The organism is Halomonas cibimaris, assembly GCF_039537045.1.
In the GTDB taxonomy this organism is placed as follows: domain Bacteria; phylum Pseudomonadota; class Gammaproteobacteria; order Pseudomonadales; family Halomonadaceae; genus Vreelandella; species Vreelandella cibimaris.
The window spans coordinates 312,886-327,306 of sequence record NZ_BAAAZT010000030.1 but is presented as its reverse complement, the minus strand read 5'-3'; the positions used below and the strand labels follow the sequence as shown (position 1 = coordinate 327,306).

Sequence of the window (14,421 nt, the reverse complement as noted above, 5' to 3'; positions counted from 1 at the left end):
ATCAGTAAACCGCCCGGGTAGGGGCTCGATACAGATCCAGCAGGTACTCATCCTTTGCCGGCGGCATCTGAAAATAGTAGCCCTGCTCGGCAATGGCGGCGAGAACCTCGGCGGCGTTGGCCCGGGCCAGCGGCTTGTCGGCGCTCAGCAGCAGGGTCAACGCCGGCACCGGCTTGCCGAAGTGTTCCAGCAGCGCCTCGGGCACATCAGCCAGCCCCTGGCGCTTGTCCACGTAGAGGTAGGTTTCTTCCTTGCGCGAGCTTTTGAAAACTTCGCACACGATGCGATCTGCAGCGGTAGATGGCACAGCGGTCATAGCGCCTCCTTGAGCGCTTGCGTCAACGATTCGTTCAAACACTCGCCGCGCCAGCCGCCGGGCAGCCGGGGCGTTTCACCGGCCAGCGCCTGCATGGCAACGGCTTCGATATCGCGGCGGCGCATCAGCATTTCAGGGGCCATGCCCAGCGCTTCGGCGCGCTGGCTGACGGCTTTTTTCAGCGCCTTGAACAAAGGCTTGAACGGCGGGCGTGCTGGGTCCGGCCAGGCGGCAGGCAGCGCCTCGACGCTGCGCTGCTGCGCGGTTTTGACCATAGCCAGCAAGGTGTCGCCCTCTTTTTTCACCAGCGACGGTTTGACGTCTTCCACCTCGGCCAGCTCGAAGCGATTTTTGGGCATCGCGCAGGCCACGGCAAACAGCATCTTGTCGCTTGCCAGCCAGTTGCGCGGCAGGTCGCGCCGGCGAATTTCGCCTTCGCGCCAAGCGGTCATCAGCCGATAAGCCTCAATCTGGCGCGGGGTTAGCCGCCACAGCTGACGCTGGCGGGTAAACCACCTCGCGTCCTGGGCACTGCTGCGCCCGGCCTGGTCCACCAGGGTTTGACACTGGGCCAGCGCCCAGCCCATGCGCCCGCGCTGCGCCAGGGCGCGCGCCTGGTGCTTCCAGACCGCCAGCAGACAGATCACATCAAGGGCGGCGTAGTCGCACTGCGCCTGGCTTAACGGGCGCTTGAGCCAGTCAGACCGGGTTTCCTCCTTGGGCAGGGCCTCATTAAGCCAGTGCGCTACCAGCTTTTGAAACCCCATGCCGGGCACATCGCCCAGAAACCCTTGAGCGACTTGGGTATCCATCAGCGGCGCGGGCAGCGTGCCGGCCCAGCGCTGGAACACTTCCAGGTCTTCGCTGCAGGCATGAATCAGTTTCAGCGCATCGCCTTGCAAAAGCGTCTGACATGCCGCCGTGCATGCTACCCGCAGCGGGTCTACCAGATAGGTTGCGCCGTCAACGGCGAACTGAAACAGCGCGGGAACAGGGTAGAAGGTTTTTTCGCGGAAAAATTCGGTATCCAGCGCGATGACATCGGCACCGGCCATACGGGCACAGGCGGCATCCAGCGCCTCGGGCGTGGCAATCCACTGATACGTTGGTGAGTCAATCAAGGACAAAAGCACAGTTCTCGAAAAGGCGCACACGAAAGGCGTGCGGCAAAGTGGGGCCACGGGCAGAAAGCCGGTTTACGGGCAAAAGGGCTTATTCGCTGGAAAACGGCAGGCGGCCGTTGAACGCCCGGCTGAGCGTGCCGCCGTCAACGTACTCCAGTTCGCCGCCCATGGGCACGCCGTAGGCCAGGCGCGAAAACGTCACGCCGTATGCGCCAAGCTGCGTGGCAATGTAGTGCGCGGTGGCCTCGCCTTCGACCGTTGGGTTGGTGGCCAGGACTATTTCGCGCACGGCCCCTTCCGCCACCCGCTGCTCCAGCTGATCCAGGCCGATGGCGTCCGGGCCGATGCCGTCAATCGGCGACAGGTGCCCGTGAAGCACAAAGTAGCGCCCGCCAAAGCCGCCGGCCTCTTCGATGGCCAGCTGATCGGCCGGAGATTCCACCACGCACAGCAGGGCATCGTCGCGGCGCGAGCTTTGGCACAGCGCGCACAGCTCGGCCTCGGTGAGCGTGCGGCAGCGCCGGCAGTAGCCCACAGCGTCCACCGCCTCGGCGAGCGTGGCCGACAGGCGCTTGCCGCCTTCACGCTCGCGCTCCAGCACGTGCATGGCCATGCGCTGGGCGGTTTTCGGCCCCACGCCCGGCAGCACCCGGAACGCCTCCATCAGCTGTTCAACAAGCGGGGAAAAGCGCATCGCTTAAAACGGCATTTTGAAGCCGGGCGGCAGGTTCAGACCGGCAGTGGCTTCTTCCATCATTTCCTTGGAGCGGGCTTCCACCTTGCGCACGGCGTCGTTGACCGCCGCGGCCAGCAGGTCTTCCAAAAGCTCTTTATCTTCATCCATGACGCTTGGGTCGATGTCGACCTTGCTCACGTCGTGGCGGCCGTTCATGGTGATCTTGACCATGCCGGCACCGGCCTCGCCGTGCACTTCTGCCTTGGCCACTTCTTCCTGGGCCTTCTGCATCTTTTCCTGCATTTCCTGGGCCTGCTTCATCATGTTGCCCATTCCGCCTTTCATCATGGTCTCTCTCCGGGTAGGTCAATTACGTGTCGCTGTCGGTGCGCTGAACGGGCGTTACGCCGTTTTTCATAAAGGTGGCGCCGAGGGTCTCTTTCAGCCGTTGAACATGGGGGTCACGATTGAGCGTATCAAGCGCCTGAGCGTGGCGCGCCTGGACGCGCCGGGTTTCACGCTGCTGCGGGGTTTCCAGCGTCGGGTCCAGCGGCTCCGGGATAAAAACGACCCGGCGCTGCGTACCCTGGGCGGCAAGCGCCTTGGCAATCCGGGTTTGGTGTATTTCTGCCTGCATGGCGGCCTGATCCGGATCCAGCCTGAGCTCAAGGGTCGTGCCGTCGTCGTGCTTTAGCTGGCAGTGCGCGGCCAGATTGCGCGTCAGTCCGCCAAGCCCCAGCGAGGCGAAGCCGTCCAGCCAGCCGGCATGGTCCAGCCGCCCGGGCGGGGCGTGTTCTCGCGGTGTCTCATCGTCCGGCGGCGATGCCGGTTGCCAGCCCGGCTCGGTTTCCGGCTTTGGGTCGACGGCAGACGCGGGATCCAAAACCGGCTCAACCTTTGGGTCAGGCGGTCGCACTTCCGGCGCCGATGACGGTGTGGCATCAACGCCCCAGGGCGGCAAACTCGGCGTCGTTTCCGGCTCGGCCGGCGCCGTCTCCGGCTTTGAGCGTTCGGGTGCAAGCGGCAGCGCGTGAGTCGGCGGCTTGGGCACGCCCTGGGGGCGAAACGCCAGCATACGCATCAGCGTCATTTCCAGCGCGCCGCGCAGATCCGGGGCATACGCCATATCGCCGCGCCCCTGAATACCGATCTGGTAATAAAGCTGCACGTCTTCTGCGGTAAAGCGCGCCGCCAACGCCAGCACTTCCTGGCGGTCGCCGTGGCTGTTATCTACCGCGTCGGGCACCATCTGCGCTATCGCCAGGCGGTGCAACACGTTGGCAACGTCATCAAGCACCGCGGCAAAATCCGGCCCCTGCTCGGCCAGACGGGCTACTTCATCAAGCAGGCCTGCCACGTCAATGTCGGCCAGCGCCTCGACCAGCGCCAAAACGTGGCGATGATCCAGCGTGCCCAGCATGGCGGCCACGTCGGCGTGATGTACCGCGCCCTGCCCGAAGGCGATGGCCTGATCGGTGAGGCTCATGGCATCGCGCATGGAGCCTTCGGCCGCCTTGCCCAGCAGCCACAGCGCGCTTTGTTCAAACGCCACGCCTTCTTCTGTCAGCACGTGCGTTAGATATTCGACCACGCGCTCCGGCGGCAAGTGCTTGAGGGTAAACTGCAAACAGCGCGACAGTACCGTGGGCGGCAGCTTATGCGGATCGGTGGTGGCCAGCAGGAACTTGACGTGGGGCGGCGGCTCTTCAAGAGTTTTCAGCAGCGCGTTGAAGCTGCTGGTCGAGAGCATGTGCACCTCGTCAATGAGATACACCTTGTAGCGCCCCTGAGTGGGCGCGTACTGGACGTTGTCCAAAAGCTCGCGGGTGTCTTCCACCTTGGTGCGCGAGGCGGCGTCCACCTCGATCAGGTCGACAAAGCGGCCTTCATCAATGCTGCGGCAGCTATCGCACTGCCCGCAGGGCGTGGAGGTAACGCCTTCTTCGCCCCGGCCGCCCGCCGTGCAGTTAAGACATTTGGCCAGAATGCGCGCCAGCGTGGTTTTACCCACGCCGCGGGTGCCGGTAAACAGATAGGCGTGGTGCAGCCGACCCTGATCGAGGGCGTTGATGAGCGCGCGCTGCACGTGCGTCTGCCCCACGAGTTCGTGGAATGTGCGCGGCCGCCATTTGCGGGCCAGAACCTGATAGCTCATGGGGCAGTATATCCTTCGGCGGGCAAAGAAACAGAGAAAGGCGCCATTCTAGCGGCTGCCTTGGTGCCCGCCAACCGCCGCCGCCATACGGCGGCAACGATGCGTCAGGCGTTATCGCCCTGTTCAGCCGCGCCGGCACGCTGCGCCGCGGCCTTGACCAGCTTTTCCAGCTCGCCGCTTTGGTGCATGTCCATGACGATATCACAGCCGCCGACCAGCTCGCCTTCTACCCACAGCTGGGGGAACGTCGGCCAGTCGGCAACCTTGGGCAGCTCGGCACGGATATCGGGATTATCCAATATGTTCACGAAAGCAAAGCGTTCGCCGCAGCTCATCAGCGCCTGCACGGTCTGCGCCGAAAAACCGCACTGAGGCAGCTGCGGCGTGCCTTTCATGTACAGAAGGATCTGGTTTTCGCTGATCTGCTGCTGAATGTTTTCTACAGTTGTGCTCATGGGGGACTCCTGGAGATGAGCGGTAAAGGCCTTATCCCCTTCACCGACGTTACAACAATGCATGGCCAAACCAGCGCTCACTGCTGGCAATGCTTGACCCTGCCAATACCTGACCATGCTACTAGGCCTTGTCGCCTGGCGCCATCCTACCCAATGCCGACCGCGTTGCGCATCCCCCGCCGCGGGGCTAGGATGGTCTTTTTGTACGGAGAGCCTCATGGCGCGCCATTTTCTCACCCTGTTGGATCTGTCCGCAGACGAGCTGCACTATCTCATTCAGCGGGCCATCACGATCAAGAGCAATCTCAAGGCTCAGGGCCCGAACTACACGCCGCTGCCCAACCGTACGCTGGCGATGATTTTCGAAAAATCGTCCACGCGCACCCGCGTGTCGTTTGAAACCGCCATGGCACACTTTGGCGGCCACGCCCTGTTTCTTTCCCCGCGCGATACCCAGCTGGGCCGCGGCGAGCCCGTTGGCGATACCGCCCGGGTACTGGCCGAAATGGTCGATGCGGTAATGATTCGTACCTTTTCCCACGAGGGGCTGGCCGAGTACGCAGCGGCAAGCAACGTGCCAGTGATCAATGCGCTCACCGACGACTACCACCCCTGCCAGCTGCTCGCCGACGTGATGACCTGGATAGAGCTTCGCGGCAGCGTAAAAGGCCGCACGGCGGTGTGGATCGGCGACGGCAACAACATGTGCCACTCCTGGATCAACGCCGCCCGTCAGTTCGACTTCAATCTGCGCGTCTGCTGCCCCAAAGGCTATGAACCCCGGGCCGATATCGTCGCCGCGGCGGGAGATCGCGTCAGCATCGTTTACGACCCGCAACAAGCGGTCGACAGCGTGGACCTGGTGACGACCGATGTCTGGACCTCCATGGGTCAGGAGGAAGAGCAGGCCAGACGCGAAGCCGACTTCGCCGGCTTTCAGGTCACCGAAGCGCTGCTTGATCGCGCCAAGCACGACGCTCTGTTTCTCCACTGCCTGCCCGCCCACCGGGGCGAAGAAATCAGCACTACGCTGCTCGACGACCCGCGCGCCGCCGTCTGGCAGGAAGCCGGCAACCGCCTCCACGCGCAGAAGGCGCTCATCGAATTTTTGCTGCTGGGACAGATCCGCTAGGCGCCTACGCCATTCTCTTCGCCATCGCCACGGCCACACCGGGGATGGCGCACCCTTGCAAAAAAAACTGTCTTGTAAAAGAGCTGTCTTGCAAAACAGTTTTTTGCAAGACAGTCCTTTGCGCCTGGGCCTGGCTAAAAATGTAAGGCGGCTTGCGCACAGAAGGTCGCTCGCATGCACAACCGCCCGACGGCTTAGGCCATCGGGCGGTTTTTTTATCTGGTGGAGCCTAGCGGGATCGAACCGCTGACCTCAACACTGCCAGTGTTGCGCTCTCCCAGCTGAGCTAAGGCCCCAGTGCTGCCTGCAGCAGCGGGGCGAATCTTAACGGCAGAATTGAGCCAAGTCAAGGCGTGATAAGAAATAGACGTAATGCTAATTCGACTTAATAAATTAGTATGGCAACATTAAACCACTGGCCGGCTGACAGGCTTAGCCAACCCTTCCCCTTCAGGAGGCTGCCGTGTGATCAAACTACTGATAGCCGACGACCACCATCTCGTCAGAACCAGCATCGCTCACCTGATCAATCAGGAGTGCGATATGACCATTATCGGTGAAGCCGCCGACGGCGAAAGCGCAGTCGCCCAATGCCGCGGGCAACGCCCCGATATCGTACTGATGGATACGCACATGCCCGGCATTGGCGGGCTGGAAGCCATCCGGCGAATCTGTCGCGGCATGTCCGATATCAAAGTGCTGGTATTGACCGCCCATATTGAAGGCAGCCTGGCCCGGCACATCATCGAAGCGGGAGCCGCCGGCTTTTTAAGCAAAAGCGCCTATCACCACGAAATGCTGGATGCCATTCGCCATGTTTTCCACGGCCGACGCTATATCGGACACAGCGTAGCGCAGCGTCTGGCGCTGACCCACGTAGCCGGAGAGGCCAACCGCTTCAACCAACTTTCCCGGCGCGAGCTGCAGATAGCGCTGATGGTGGTCAACGGCCAGCGCGTTTGTGACATTGCCGAGCACCTTCACCTGAGCAGCAAAACGATCAACGCCTACCGCTACCGCGTGTTTGCAAAGCTCGATATCGACTCCGACGTCAAGCTGACGCACCTGGCCTTGCACCACGGCCTGGTAGACGGCTTTGACGCCATCAACGCTTGATGCCCGGCTTTGCGGCTGTGCGACGCCAGCCCGCTAACAGACCGGTCTGATCATCGTGCTAAACTCGGCGCATGAGCTTTGATCACAAGCAGTTTCTCAGCACCGTCGGCGCCTCGCCGGGCGTATATCGCATGCTCGACGCTCAGGGCAACACCCTGTACGTGGGCAAGGCCAAACGGCTCAATGCCCGCCTGTCCAGCTATTTTCGCGGCCGCCTGAACGCCAAGACCCAGGCGATGGTCGGGCGCATTGCCGATATCCAGGTCACCGTTACCCGCAGCGAGATCGAAGCCTTGCTGCTGGAGCAAAACCTGATCAAATCGCTGCGCCCGCCCTATAATATTCTGCTGCGCGACGACAAGTCCTACCCGTTTATTTTCGTCACCGACCGCCACCCGTTTCCAGCGCTGGAGTACAAACGCGTGCGCCAGCGTCGCGGCGACGGCCGCTACCTGGGCCCGTATCCCAGCAGCAGTGCGGTGCGCGAAAGCCTCGCGCTGATGCAGAAAATTTTCCGCATCCGCAGCTGCGAAGACAGCGTTTTCGCCCACCGCTCGCGCCCGTGCCTGCAGTATCAGATAGAGCGCTGCAGCGCCCCTTGCGTGGACTACATCAGCGAAGCCGACTACCGCCAGGATCTGGAACACGCCGTCATGTGCCTGGAGGGCAAAAGCGAACACGTCACCCAGACGCTGACCGACGCCATGGAGCAGGCCAGCCAGGCACTGGACTTTGAGCAAGCCGCACGGCTGCGTGACCAGATCCAGCAGCTCAGAGCACTGCAGCAGCGCCAGTTCGTCGACACCCAAAACGGCGATGCCGACGTCTTTGCCCTGGCCCAGCGCCCCGGGGGCCTGAGCGTGGCAATACTCAGCGTGCGCGACGGCCGCCTGCTCGGCGCGCGCCACCATACCCCGCCCAACGATCTGGATCTGGACCCCGCCGCACTGCTGGCCAACGTCGTCGGCCAGTACTATTTGGCCCAGCCGCACGACGTGCCCGCCGAGATCATTACCTCCCACGGGCTGGACGACGCTGCGCTGTTGCAAAGCGCACTCTCCCAGCACGCCGGCAAACGCGTTCGCTTGGCGCATCACGTGCGCGGCCACCGCGCCCAGTGGCAGGATCTAGCCGTCGCCAACGCCGAACAGCACCTGGCCACCGCCCTTGCCGACCAGCAGCAAATGACCGCGCGCCTGGCCGCGCTGCAAAACGCCCTGGGGCTTACCGGCATGCCCGAACGGCTGGAGTGTTTTGACATCAGCCACAGCCACGGCGAGGCTACCGTCGCCTCCTGCGTGGTGTTTGATACCGGCGGGCCGCGCAAAAGCGACTACCGCCGCTTCAACATCAAAGGCATTGCCGCCGGCGACGACTATGCCGCCATGCAGCAGGCCCTGACCCGGCGGCTCAAGCGTGTGACTGACAGCACCGGTGTCGCCCCTGACGTGCTGATCGTAGACGGCGGCAAAGGCCAGCTCAACATGGCCCGCGAGGTGCTGAAAACGCTCGGCATCGACCACATTATTCTGCTCGGCGTAGCCAAGGGCAGCACCCGCAAGGCCGGACTGGAAACGCTGTTTCTTGAAACCCCCGAGCAGCCGCTGGACCTGGAGGCCACCTCGCCGGCACTGCACCTGATCCAGCACATCCGCGACGAGTCCCACCGCTTTGCCATTGCCGGCCACCGCGCCGCCCGAGACAAGACCCGGCGCACCTCCACGCTGCAGGATATTCCCGGCATCGGCCCCAAACGCCGCCGGGAACTTTTGCGCTTTTTCGGCGGCCTGCAAGGCGTGCGCAAGGCCGGACGTGCCGAGCTTGCCCGGGTGCCCGGCATCAGCGAAGCGCTGGCCGATGTGATTTATCAAGCACTCCACGGATAAAGCACAGCGAGCATGGATGCCGCCCGACAAGAGGGATAGAATAGGCCGGGCATTTACAATGCTTAACCGCTTTCTCTCGTTTTTCCGGCAAGGATCGCACTCCGCGATGAACATACCCAACATTCTTACGCTCGCCCGCATCGTTTTCATTCCGCTACTGGTTGTGCTGTTCTATCTGCCGTTTGAGTGGAGCATGCCCGCCGCTGCGGCCTTCTTTGCGCTGGCCGCCGTTACCGACTGGCTGGACGGCTACCTGGCTCGCCGCTGGAACCAGTCGACCCCTTTCGGCGCTTTTCTTGATCCGGTCGCTGACAAACTGATGGTGGCGGTTGCACTGGCGCTGCTGATCGAACGCTTTGATACCTGGGCGCTTACCCTGCCCGCGCTGGTCATTATCGGCCGCGAAATCGTGATATCCGCTCTGCGCGAATGGATGGCAGAAATGGGCAAACGCGGCGCGGTGGCCGTGTCCTGGGTCGGCAAGCTGAAAACCACGCTGCAGATGATCGCCATTCTCATACTGCTGGGCTTTCCCACCGGCCACCTGATGGCAACGCTGGGCATTCTCACGCTGTATAGCGCCGCCTTGCTGACGCTGTGGTCCATGATGCAGTACCTCAAGGCCGCCTGGCCGCACCTGCGCCGGTCCATGTAAAACACAAGATAGCAACGCTAGTCGTTGACACGGCTAAAATCCTGCGTATAATTCGCCAGCGAGTCGAGCGGGAATAGCTCAGCGGTAGAGCATCGCCTTGCCAAGGCGAGGGTCGGGAGTTCGAATCTCCTTTCCCGCTCCAACGACTTGAGGCTGGATGGCAGAGTGGTGATGCAGCGGACTGCAACTCCGTTAACGCCGGTTCGATTCCGACTCCAGCCTCCACTCCTTTGTAATCTCCCCCGTATTTGCTATATCACGCCCGGATGGTGGAATGGGTAGACACTAGCGACTTAAAATCGCTTGCCTAATGGCGTGCCGGTTCAAGTCCGGCTCCGGGCACCAGTTCACAGCGTATTCCCTCTTCCGCGGCATCCCGACGCCGGCATAGACGTTGCCTTTTGCGTCACAGCCCTGACAACGGCCGGTTGTTGAAGAAGGAACCGCCCATGAACGCACCCCATTCAACGACCGCATCCACCGACGCGCTGATTATTGGCGGCGGCGTCGCCGGGCTGACGCTGGCCCTGCAGCTGGCGGATCACTGCGACGTTACGCTGATCAAACCCGCTGCCGGCGCCAGCCGCTGGGCCCAGGGAGGCATCGCCGCCGTTTTGGCACCGGATGACGATTTTGCCGCCCACATCAACGACACCCTGGCCGCAGGGGACGGTCTGTGCGACCCCGCGGCCGTGCGCTTTACCGTGGAAAACGGCCCGCGCGCCATCGACTGGCTATTGGAATGCGGCGTAGCGTTCACCCCGGACAGCAGCCCCGGCGCGCGCTACCCCTACCACCTTACCCGGGAAGGCGGGCACAGCGCTCGCCGCATCATTCATGCCGACGACGCCACCGGGCGTGCCGTTGTTGAGGCCCTCAACGGCCGCATCGCCCGGCACACCGGCATTCGAGTGCTGACCGACGTTCGCGTCACGGATCTGATTCAAAGCCGTGACGGCGCCTGCCAGGGAGCCTGGGGCATCGACGATGCGGGCCGCGTACAGCGCATCATGGCCCCGCATACGGTTCTGGCGACCGGCGGCGCCAGCGGACTCTACGCCCATACTACCGCGCCCGATCCGGCCAGCGGTCACGGCATGATGATGGCCGCTACGCTGGGCGCACGCCTGTCCAATCTGGAATTCCAGCAGTTTCACCCGACCGGCCTTTACGATCCCGACGGCCCGGCGTTTCTGATCAGCGAAGCCGTACGCGGCGAAGGCGGCCGGCTGTTAAACGAGGCCGGCGAGCGCTTCATGCCCGCCGTGGATTCGCGCGCAGAGCTTGCTCCCCGAGACGTGGTTGCCCGTGCCATCGACGCCGAAATACAGCGCGGCACAAGCGGCCATGTCTGGCTGGACGTTGGCCACCTCGGCGCCGATGCCGTTCGCCGGCATTTCCCCACTATCGTGGCCCACTGCCGCCAGCGAGGCATTGACGTCATTCGCCGGCCAATTCCCGTGGTGCCGGCAGCCCATTACAGCTGCGGCGGCGTTGCCACTGACCTGGCCGGCGCGACCGGCGTTACCGGCCTGTACGCCGTGGGGGAGACGGCCTGCACCGGCCTTCACGGCGCCAACCGTATGGCCAGCAACTCTCTGCTGGAATGCCTGGTATTTGCCCGCAGCTGCGCCCGACGCATTGTATCAACGCCGCTGCCTCCACCTGCCACAATGAGCGATTTCTCAGCGCTCAACCCGAAGGCCGACGTTGACCTACCGGCACTGAATCGGCTGCGCAACACCATGCGCCGGGCCATGAGCCAAGACGTATCAATTGTGCGCAGCCAAGCCGGGCTCAGCCGCGCGGCTGCGACCCTTGGCGAAGCGCAGGCCGAGCTGCAAAAGCACAGCCCTGCCCTTGATCACCCTGCAAGCCGACGGCTGTGGCAGGCGCTGAGCCTGGCACAGCTGACCGTCCATGCTGCCGGGCAACGCCGCGAATCGCGCGGCCTGCATTTCAGCACCGACTGGCCCGAACACGCCTCAACCGCGACGCCTTCAACGCTCACTTTGGCCGATCTGAGCGCCGGCCAGCCTCGCCGCTAACCGGCCTAGCGGCCCGGCCGGTGAAACGTGCAGCGCAGCCGGCGCCGCGCCTCGGCAGGCGCGCTGTCCGGCCATAGCCAAAGCCTTTTGCCACCCAGCCAAAGGCCGGCAAGCCACGGCCCCAGATAGTCACAGTGAAGCGGCACCCAGGCGTCAGACAGACCGGCCGAGGCGGCCTCGCTGCTGCCGGGTTCGGGCAGAAAGCGCCCCATAATTCCCGCCTCGTCAACGCTGACTTCCAGCGCTCCCCGAGGCGCTTGCCGGCGCGCGCGCCACAGCCAGATGCCGCTAAGCGCGCACCAAAGCCCTGCCGCTGCCAGCCCCACGCTCACACCGAAAAGCCAGCCCGCCACGCCCGCCAGCAGCGCATGCGCAACGCAGCCCGCATTAGAGGCCGCGATAGGCAGCGTTATCGAGGCTTTCTGCATGCGCTACAATCATTTTGACAATACGCCGACGCGCGGCATCTTCCGGCCACTCCCGGCGCATCAGCCAACCAAACAGATCCTGATCCTCTTCGGTGATCAGCTGCCGGTAAGCGGCCTGATCGTCGGGGCTCAGCGTGTCGTAGCACCGCTCCAGAAACGGAATCAGCAGCAGGTCCAGCTCCCACATGCCGCGGCGAGAGTGCCAATACAGGCGTTTGCGCTGGATAGCCTCGGGGGAAGTATCGTCGTTCAACGTTAGCCTCTTTGCGTCGATGAAAGGAAACCGCAGTATAGCGCACACACAGGTTCGCGATAGTGTTGCGTCCCGGCTATGCTGCAGCCGTTGACGCTACAGGCTAGTCGCTTGTTTTCGCTGAATTGTTTTCTCCACAGTGTCGCAGTATGCTGAACCCTGCCCTACACCAAGGCGCCGCGGCGGCCGGCTTCTGCGTTTATCGCCGGCGCTTTGTTCGTCGCTGCATGGAGCCCATCAATGACAAAATCAGAGCTGATCGAACAGATTGCAATGCGCAAGCCAGAGCTGTCGCTCAAGGAGGCAGAAACGGCCGTGCGTTTGATAATGGACGATATTACCGACACCCTGGCCAGCGGCAGCCGCGTGGAAATACGCGGCTTTGGCAGCTTCTCGCTGCACTATCGTGAGCCGCGCACCGGCCGCAATCCCAAAACCGGCGATCCGGTAGAGCTCAACGGCAAGTACGTACCGCACTTCAAGCCCGGCAAGGAGCTGCGCGAACAGGTCGACGCAAGCCGCACCCAAGGCTATTGACCCCCGACAACGCGGACACATAACAGCCGTTTGCGGGGTGACGCAGCGCCCAGACTCATACACAATAGGGCACTGGATACGCTACCAATCAGGACACTCATCATGCGCTGGATCAAAGGGCTTTTGCTTGCTGCCATTCTGCTGGTGGTATTGCTGGTCGGCATTCTTTTCGCCGTCAACAACCAACAAACCGTAGCACTCAACCTTATCTGGCTAGAGCTGCCGCCCGTGTCGCTTTCGGTCTGGCTGCTGGCAACGCTTACCGCCGGCGTGGTCATCGGCATGCTGGCCATGCTTGGCGTCTACGTGCGGCTCAAGGCTCGGCTGGCCGGCGCCCAGCGCCACAATAAACAGCAGCGCAAGGAGCTCGACCGCCTGCGCACCGGGGAGATGAAGGAACTCGCCTGAATGACGGATGCGACCTGAATGCTGGATGCCGTGCTGCTGGGCGTGCTGGTAGCCGCCATTGCCATCGGCTTCGGGCTGGGGTATCGCCAGGCGTCACGCCGCATTACCCCTTCCCCGGCGCCTCCTTCAAGATCGCTTTCGCGTGACTATTTCGTCGGGCTCAACTATCTACTGGATGAAAAGCCCGACAAAGCCATCAACACCTTCATTCACGCCCTGGAGGTCAACAGCGATACCGTTGACACCCACATCACCCTGGGCAAGCTCTTTCGCACCCGCGGCGAAGCCGATAAAGCCGTTAATATTCATCAAAACCTGCTCGCCCGCCCGTCGCTTTCGGCATGGCAGAACGAACAGGTGCAGCTGGAGCTGGCACAGGATTTCATGGCGCTGGGCCTGCACGACCGCGCTCAGCGGCTATTGCAGCAAACCGATGCCGATAGCCAGCACCAGACGCACCGAATGGCGGCCAGGCGCCTGCTGATTGACCTGTTCGAGCGCGAAAAAGACTGGCAAAGCGCGCTGGATATCATCCAGCCGCTGCTGGAGCAGCAAGCCGATATTCAGGTCGCCGCCGCTCACTGGCAGTGCGAACTGGCCGCTGACGATATGACTCAGGCCAGCCGTTCGCTGGCCAAGCGCCGGCTCAAAAAAGCCCTGCAGCTGGACCCGCAGTGCGTGCGCGCCAATTTGATGCTTGCCGAGCTGGCAATGGACAACGGCCGCTATGCCAACGCTATTGCCCGGCTGGGTCGGATCGCCGAGCAGGACCAGGCCCACATTCCCACCATGCTACCGGCGCTGCAGCGGGCCTACCGCTACGCCGGCGACGACGCCGGCTTTACCCGCCACCTCCTTGAGCTCTTGCCGGATGCACCCTACACCAGCGTAATTGTCCGCCTGGGCGAAATGACCCACCGGCATGACGGGGTAGAGCGCGCCATCGAACAGACCGGCGAGCGCCTGGAGGCATCTCCAAGCCTTGGCGGGCTGGATTATCTGCTGGATCTTTACATGGAAAGCCAGCGCCAAAGCCAACGGCAAACGCCGGATTCGCGGCTGTTTCTACTCAAGCGACACACCCGCGCACTGCTGGAAAACCGCCCGCGCTATCGCTGCCAGCGCTGCGGCTTTAGCGGTGACATGCTCATCTGGCAGTGCCCCAGCTGCCGCCAGTGGGGCAGCGTCAAGCCGATTATTGGCGTTGACGGGGAATAGCGGATCGCGCCGTT

Annotated in this window: 16 protein-coding genes and 4 tRNA genes; 11 read left to right on the top strand and 9 right to left on the bottom strand. The window is 62.9% G+C overall.

The annotated features are described in order from the left end of the window. Position 1: 1 nt before the first annotated feature. The 6 genes from ABD654_RS05515 to grxD form a co-directional block, all read right to left on the bottom strand. Positions 2-316 (bottom strand): YcgL domain-containing protein, encoded by a 315-nt coding sequence (locus ABD654_RS05515; RefSeq protein ID WP_344703056.1) that lies wholly within the window; start codon positions 314-316, stop codon positions 2-4. Continuing rightward, complete coding sequence (rnd, locus tag ABD654_RS05510) at positions 313-1,443, bottom strand: ribonuclease D (RefSeq protein ID WP_344703054.1); 1,131 nt, start codon at positions 1,441-1,443, stop codon at positions 313-315. The genes ABD654_RS05515 and rnd overlap by 4 nt, the downstream gene beginning before the upstream one ends. 85 nt (positions 1,444-1,528) lie before the next feature. Beyond that, positions 1,529-2,134 (bottom strand): recombination mediator RecR, encoded by a 606-nt coding sequence (recR, locus tag ABD654_RS05505; protein WP_344703052.1) that lies wholly within the window; start codon positions 2,132-2,134, stop codon positions 1,529-1,531. A gap of 3 nt (positions 2,135-2,137) precedes the next feature. Further along, the gene (locus ABD654_RS05500) at positions 2,138-2,464 is read right to left on the bottom strand and encodes a YbaB/EbfC family nucleoid-associated protein (protein WP_344703049.1); all 327 of its coding nucleotides are present in this window, start codon (positions 2,462-2,464) and stop codon (positions 2,138-2,140) included. 22 nt (positions 2,465-2,486) lie between these two features. Continuing rightward, positions 2,487-4,271: a DNA polymerase III subunit gamma/tau gene (gene dnaX / locus ABD654_RS05495; RefSeq protein WP_344703047.1), complete on the bottom strand. Its 1,785-nt coding sequence runs from the start codon at positions 4,269-4,271 to the stop codon at positions 2,487-2,489. A 104-nt stretch (positions 4,272-4,375) separates the two neighbouring features. Continuing rightward, positions 4,376-4,726, bottom strand: a complete 351-nt coding sequence (gene grxD, locus ABD654_RS05490; protein WP_344703045.1) for a Grx4 family monothiol glutaredoxin — start codon at positions 4,724-4,726, stop codon at positions 4,376-4,378. A gap of 217 nt (positions 4,727-4,943) precedes the next feature. Between grxD and argF the strand changes: the two genes are divergently transcribed. Further along, positions 4,944-5,858 (top strand): ornithine carbamoyltransferase, encoded by a 915-nt coding sequence (gene argF / locus ABD654_RS05485; RefSeq protein WP_344703043.1) that lies wholly within the window; start codon positions 4,944-4,946, stop codon positions 5,856-5,858. A gap of 220 nt (positions 5,859-6,078) precedes the next feature. Here argF and ABD654_RS05480 read toward each other — a convergent pair. Further along, positions 6,079-6,154, bottom strand: a tRNA-Ala gene (locus tag ABD654_RS05480). A gap of 169 nt (positions 6,155-6,323) precedes the next feature. Here ABD654_RS05480 and ABD654_RS05475 point away from each other — a divergent pair. The 7 genes from ABD654_RS05475 (at position 6,324) to nadB (ending at position 11,563) form a co-directional block, all read left to right on the top strand. After that, positions 6,324-6,974: a response regulator gene (locus tag ABD654_RS05475; protein ID WP_344703041.1), complete on the top strand. Its 651-nt coding sequence runs from the start codon at positions 6,324-6,326 to the stop codon at positions 6,972-6,974. Between the two features lie 71 nt (positions 6,975-7,045). Beyond that, positions 7,046-8,860, top strand: coding sequence for an excinuclease ABC subunit UvrC (uvrC, locus tag ABD654_RS05470; RefSeq protein WP_344703040.1), 1,815 nt, complete (start codon positions 7,046-7,048; stop codon positions 8,858-8,860). Between the two features lie 106 nt (positions 8,861-8,966). Beyond that, positions 8,967-9,515, top strand: a complete 549-nt coding sequence (pgsA, locus tag ABD654_RS05465) for a CDP-diacylglycerol--glycerol-3-phosphate 3-phosphatidyltransferase (protein WP_344703037.1) — start codon at positions 8,967-8,969, stop codon at positions 9,513-9,515. Positions 9,516-9,582: 67 nt separating this feature from the next. Continuing rightward, positions 9,583-9,657, top strand: a tRNA-Gly gene (locus ABD654_RS05460). A 9-nt stretch (positions 9,658-9,666) separates the two neighbouring features. After that, positions 9,667-9,740, top strand: a tRNA-Cys gene (locus ABD654_RS05455). 35 nt (positions 9,741-9,775) lie between these two features. Continuing rightward, positions 9,776-9,860, top strand: a tRNA-Leu gene (locus ABD654_RS05450). A 104-nt stretch (positions 9,861-9,964) separates the two neighbouring features. Beyond that, positions 9,965-11,563 (top strand): L-aspartate oxidase, encoded by a 1,599-nt coding sequence (nadB, locus tag ABD654_RS05445; RefSeq protein WP_344703035.1) that lies wholly within the window; start codon positions 9,965-9,967, stop codon positions 11,561-11,563. Positions 11,564-11,568: 5 nt separating this feature from the next. On the opposite strand, the gene ABD654_RS05440 is transcribed toward nadB, so the two are convergent. Together ABD654_RS05440 and ABD654_RS05435 are read right to left on the bottom strand one after the other, a co-directional pair. After that, complete coding sequence (locus tag ABD654_RS05440) at positions 11,569-11,991, bottom strand: hypothetical protein (protein WP_344703033.1); 423 nt, start codon at positions 11,989-11,991, stop codon at positions 11,569-11,571. Next, positions 11,951-12,244, bottom strand: coding sequence for an FAD assembly factor SdhE (locus ABD654_RS05435; protein ID WP_344703031.1), 294 nt, complete (start codon positions 12,242-12,244; stop codon positions 11,951-11,953). Before ABD654_RS05435 ends, ABD654_RS05440 begins: the two co-directional genes overlap by 41 nt. 240 nt (positions 12,245-12,484) lie before the next feature. On the opposite strand from ABD654_RS05435, the gene ABD654_RS05430 reads away from it, so the two are divergent. The 3 genes from ABD654_RS05430 (at position 12,485) to lapB (ending at position 14,407) form a co-directional block, all read left to right on the top strand. Beyond that, entirely contained in the window at positions 12,485-12,781 is a 297-nt protein-coding gene (locus ABD654_RS05430) for an integration host factor subunit beta (protein WP_344703029.1), read from the top strand. Between the two features lie 102 nt (positions 12,782-12,883). Further along, positions 12,884-13,189: a lipopolysaccharide assembly protein LapA domain-containing protein gene (locus ABD654_RS05425; RefSeq protein ID WP_344703027.1), complete on the top strand. Its 306-nt coding sequence runs from the start codon at positions 12,884-12,886 to the stop codon at positions 13,187-13,189. 18 nt (positions 13,190-13,207) lie between these two features. Continuing rightward, complete coding sequence (lapB, locus tag ABD654_RS05420) at positions 13,208-14,407, top strand: lipopolysaccharide assembly protein LapB (RefSeq protein WP_344703025.1); 1,200 nt, start codon at positions 13,208-13,210, stop codon at positions 14,405-14,407. Positions 14,408-14,421: the final 14 nt, after the last annotated feature.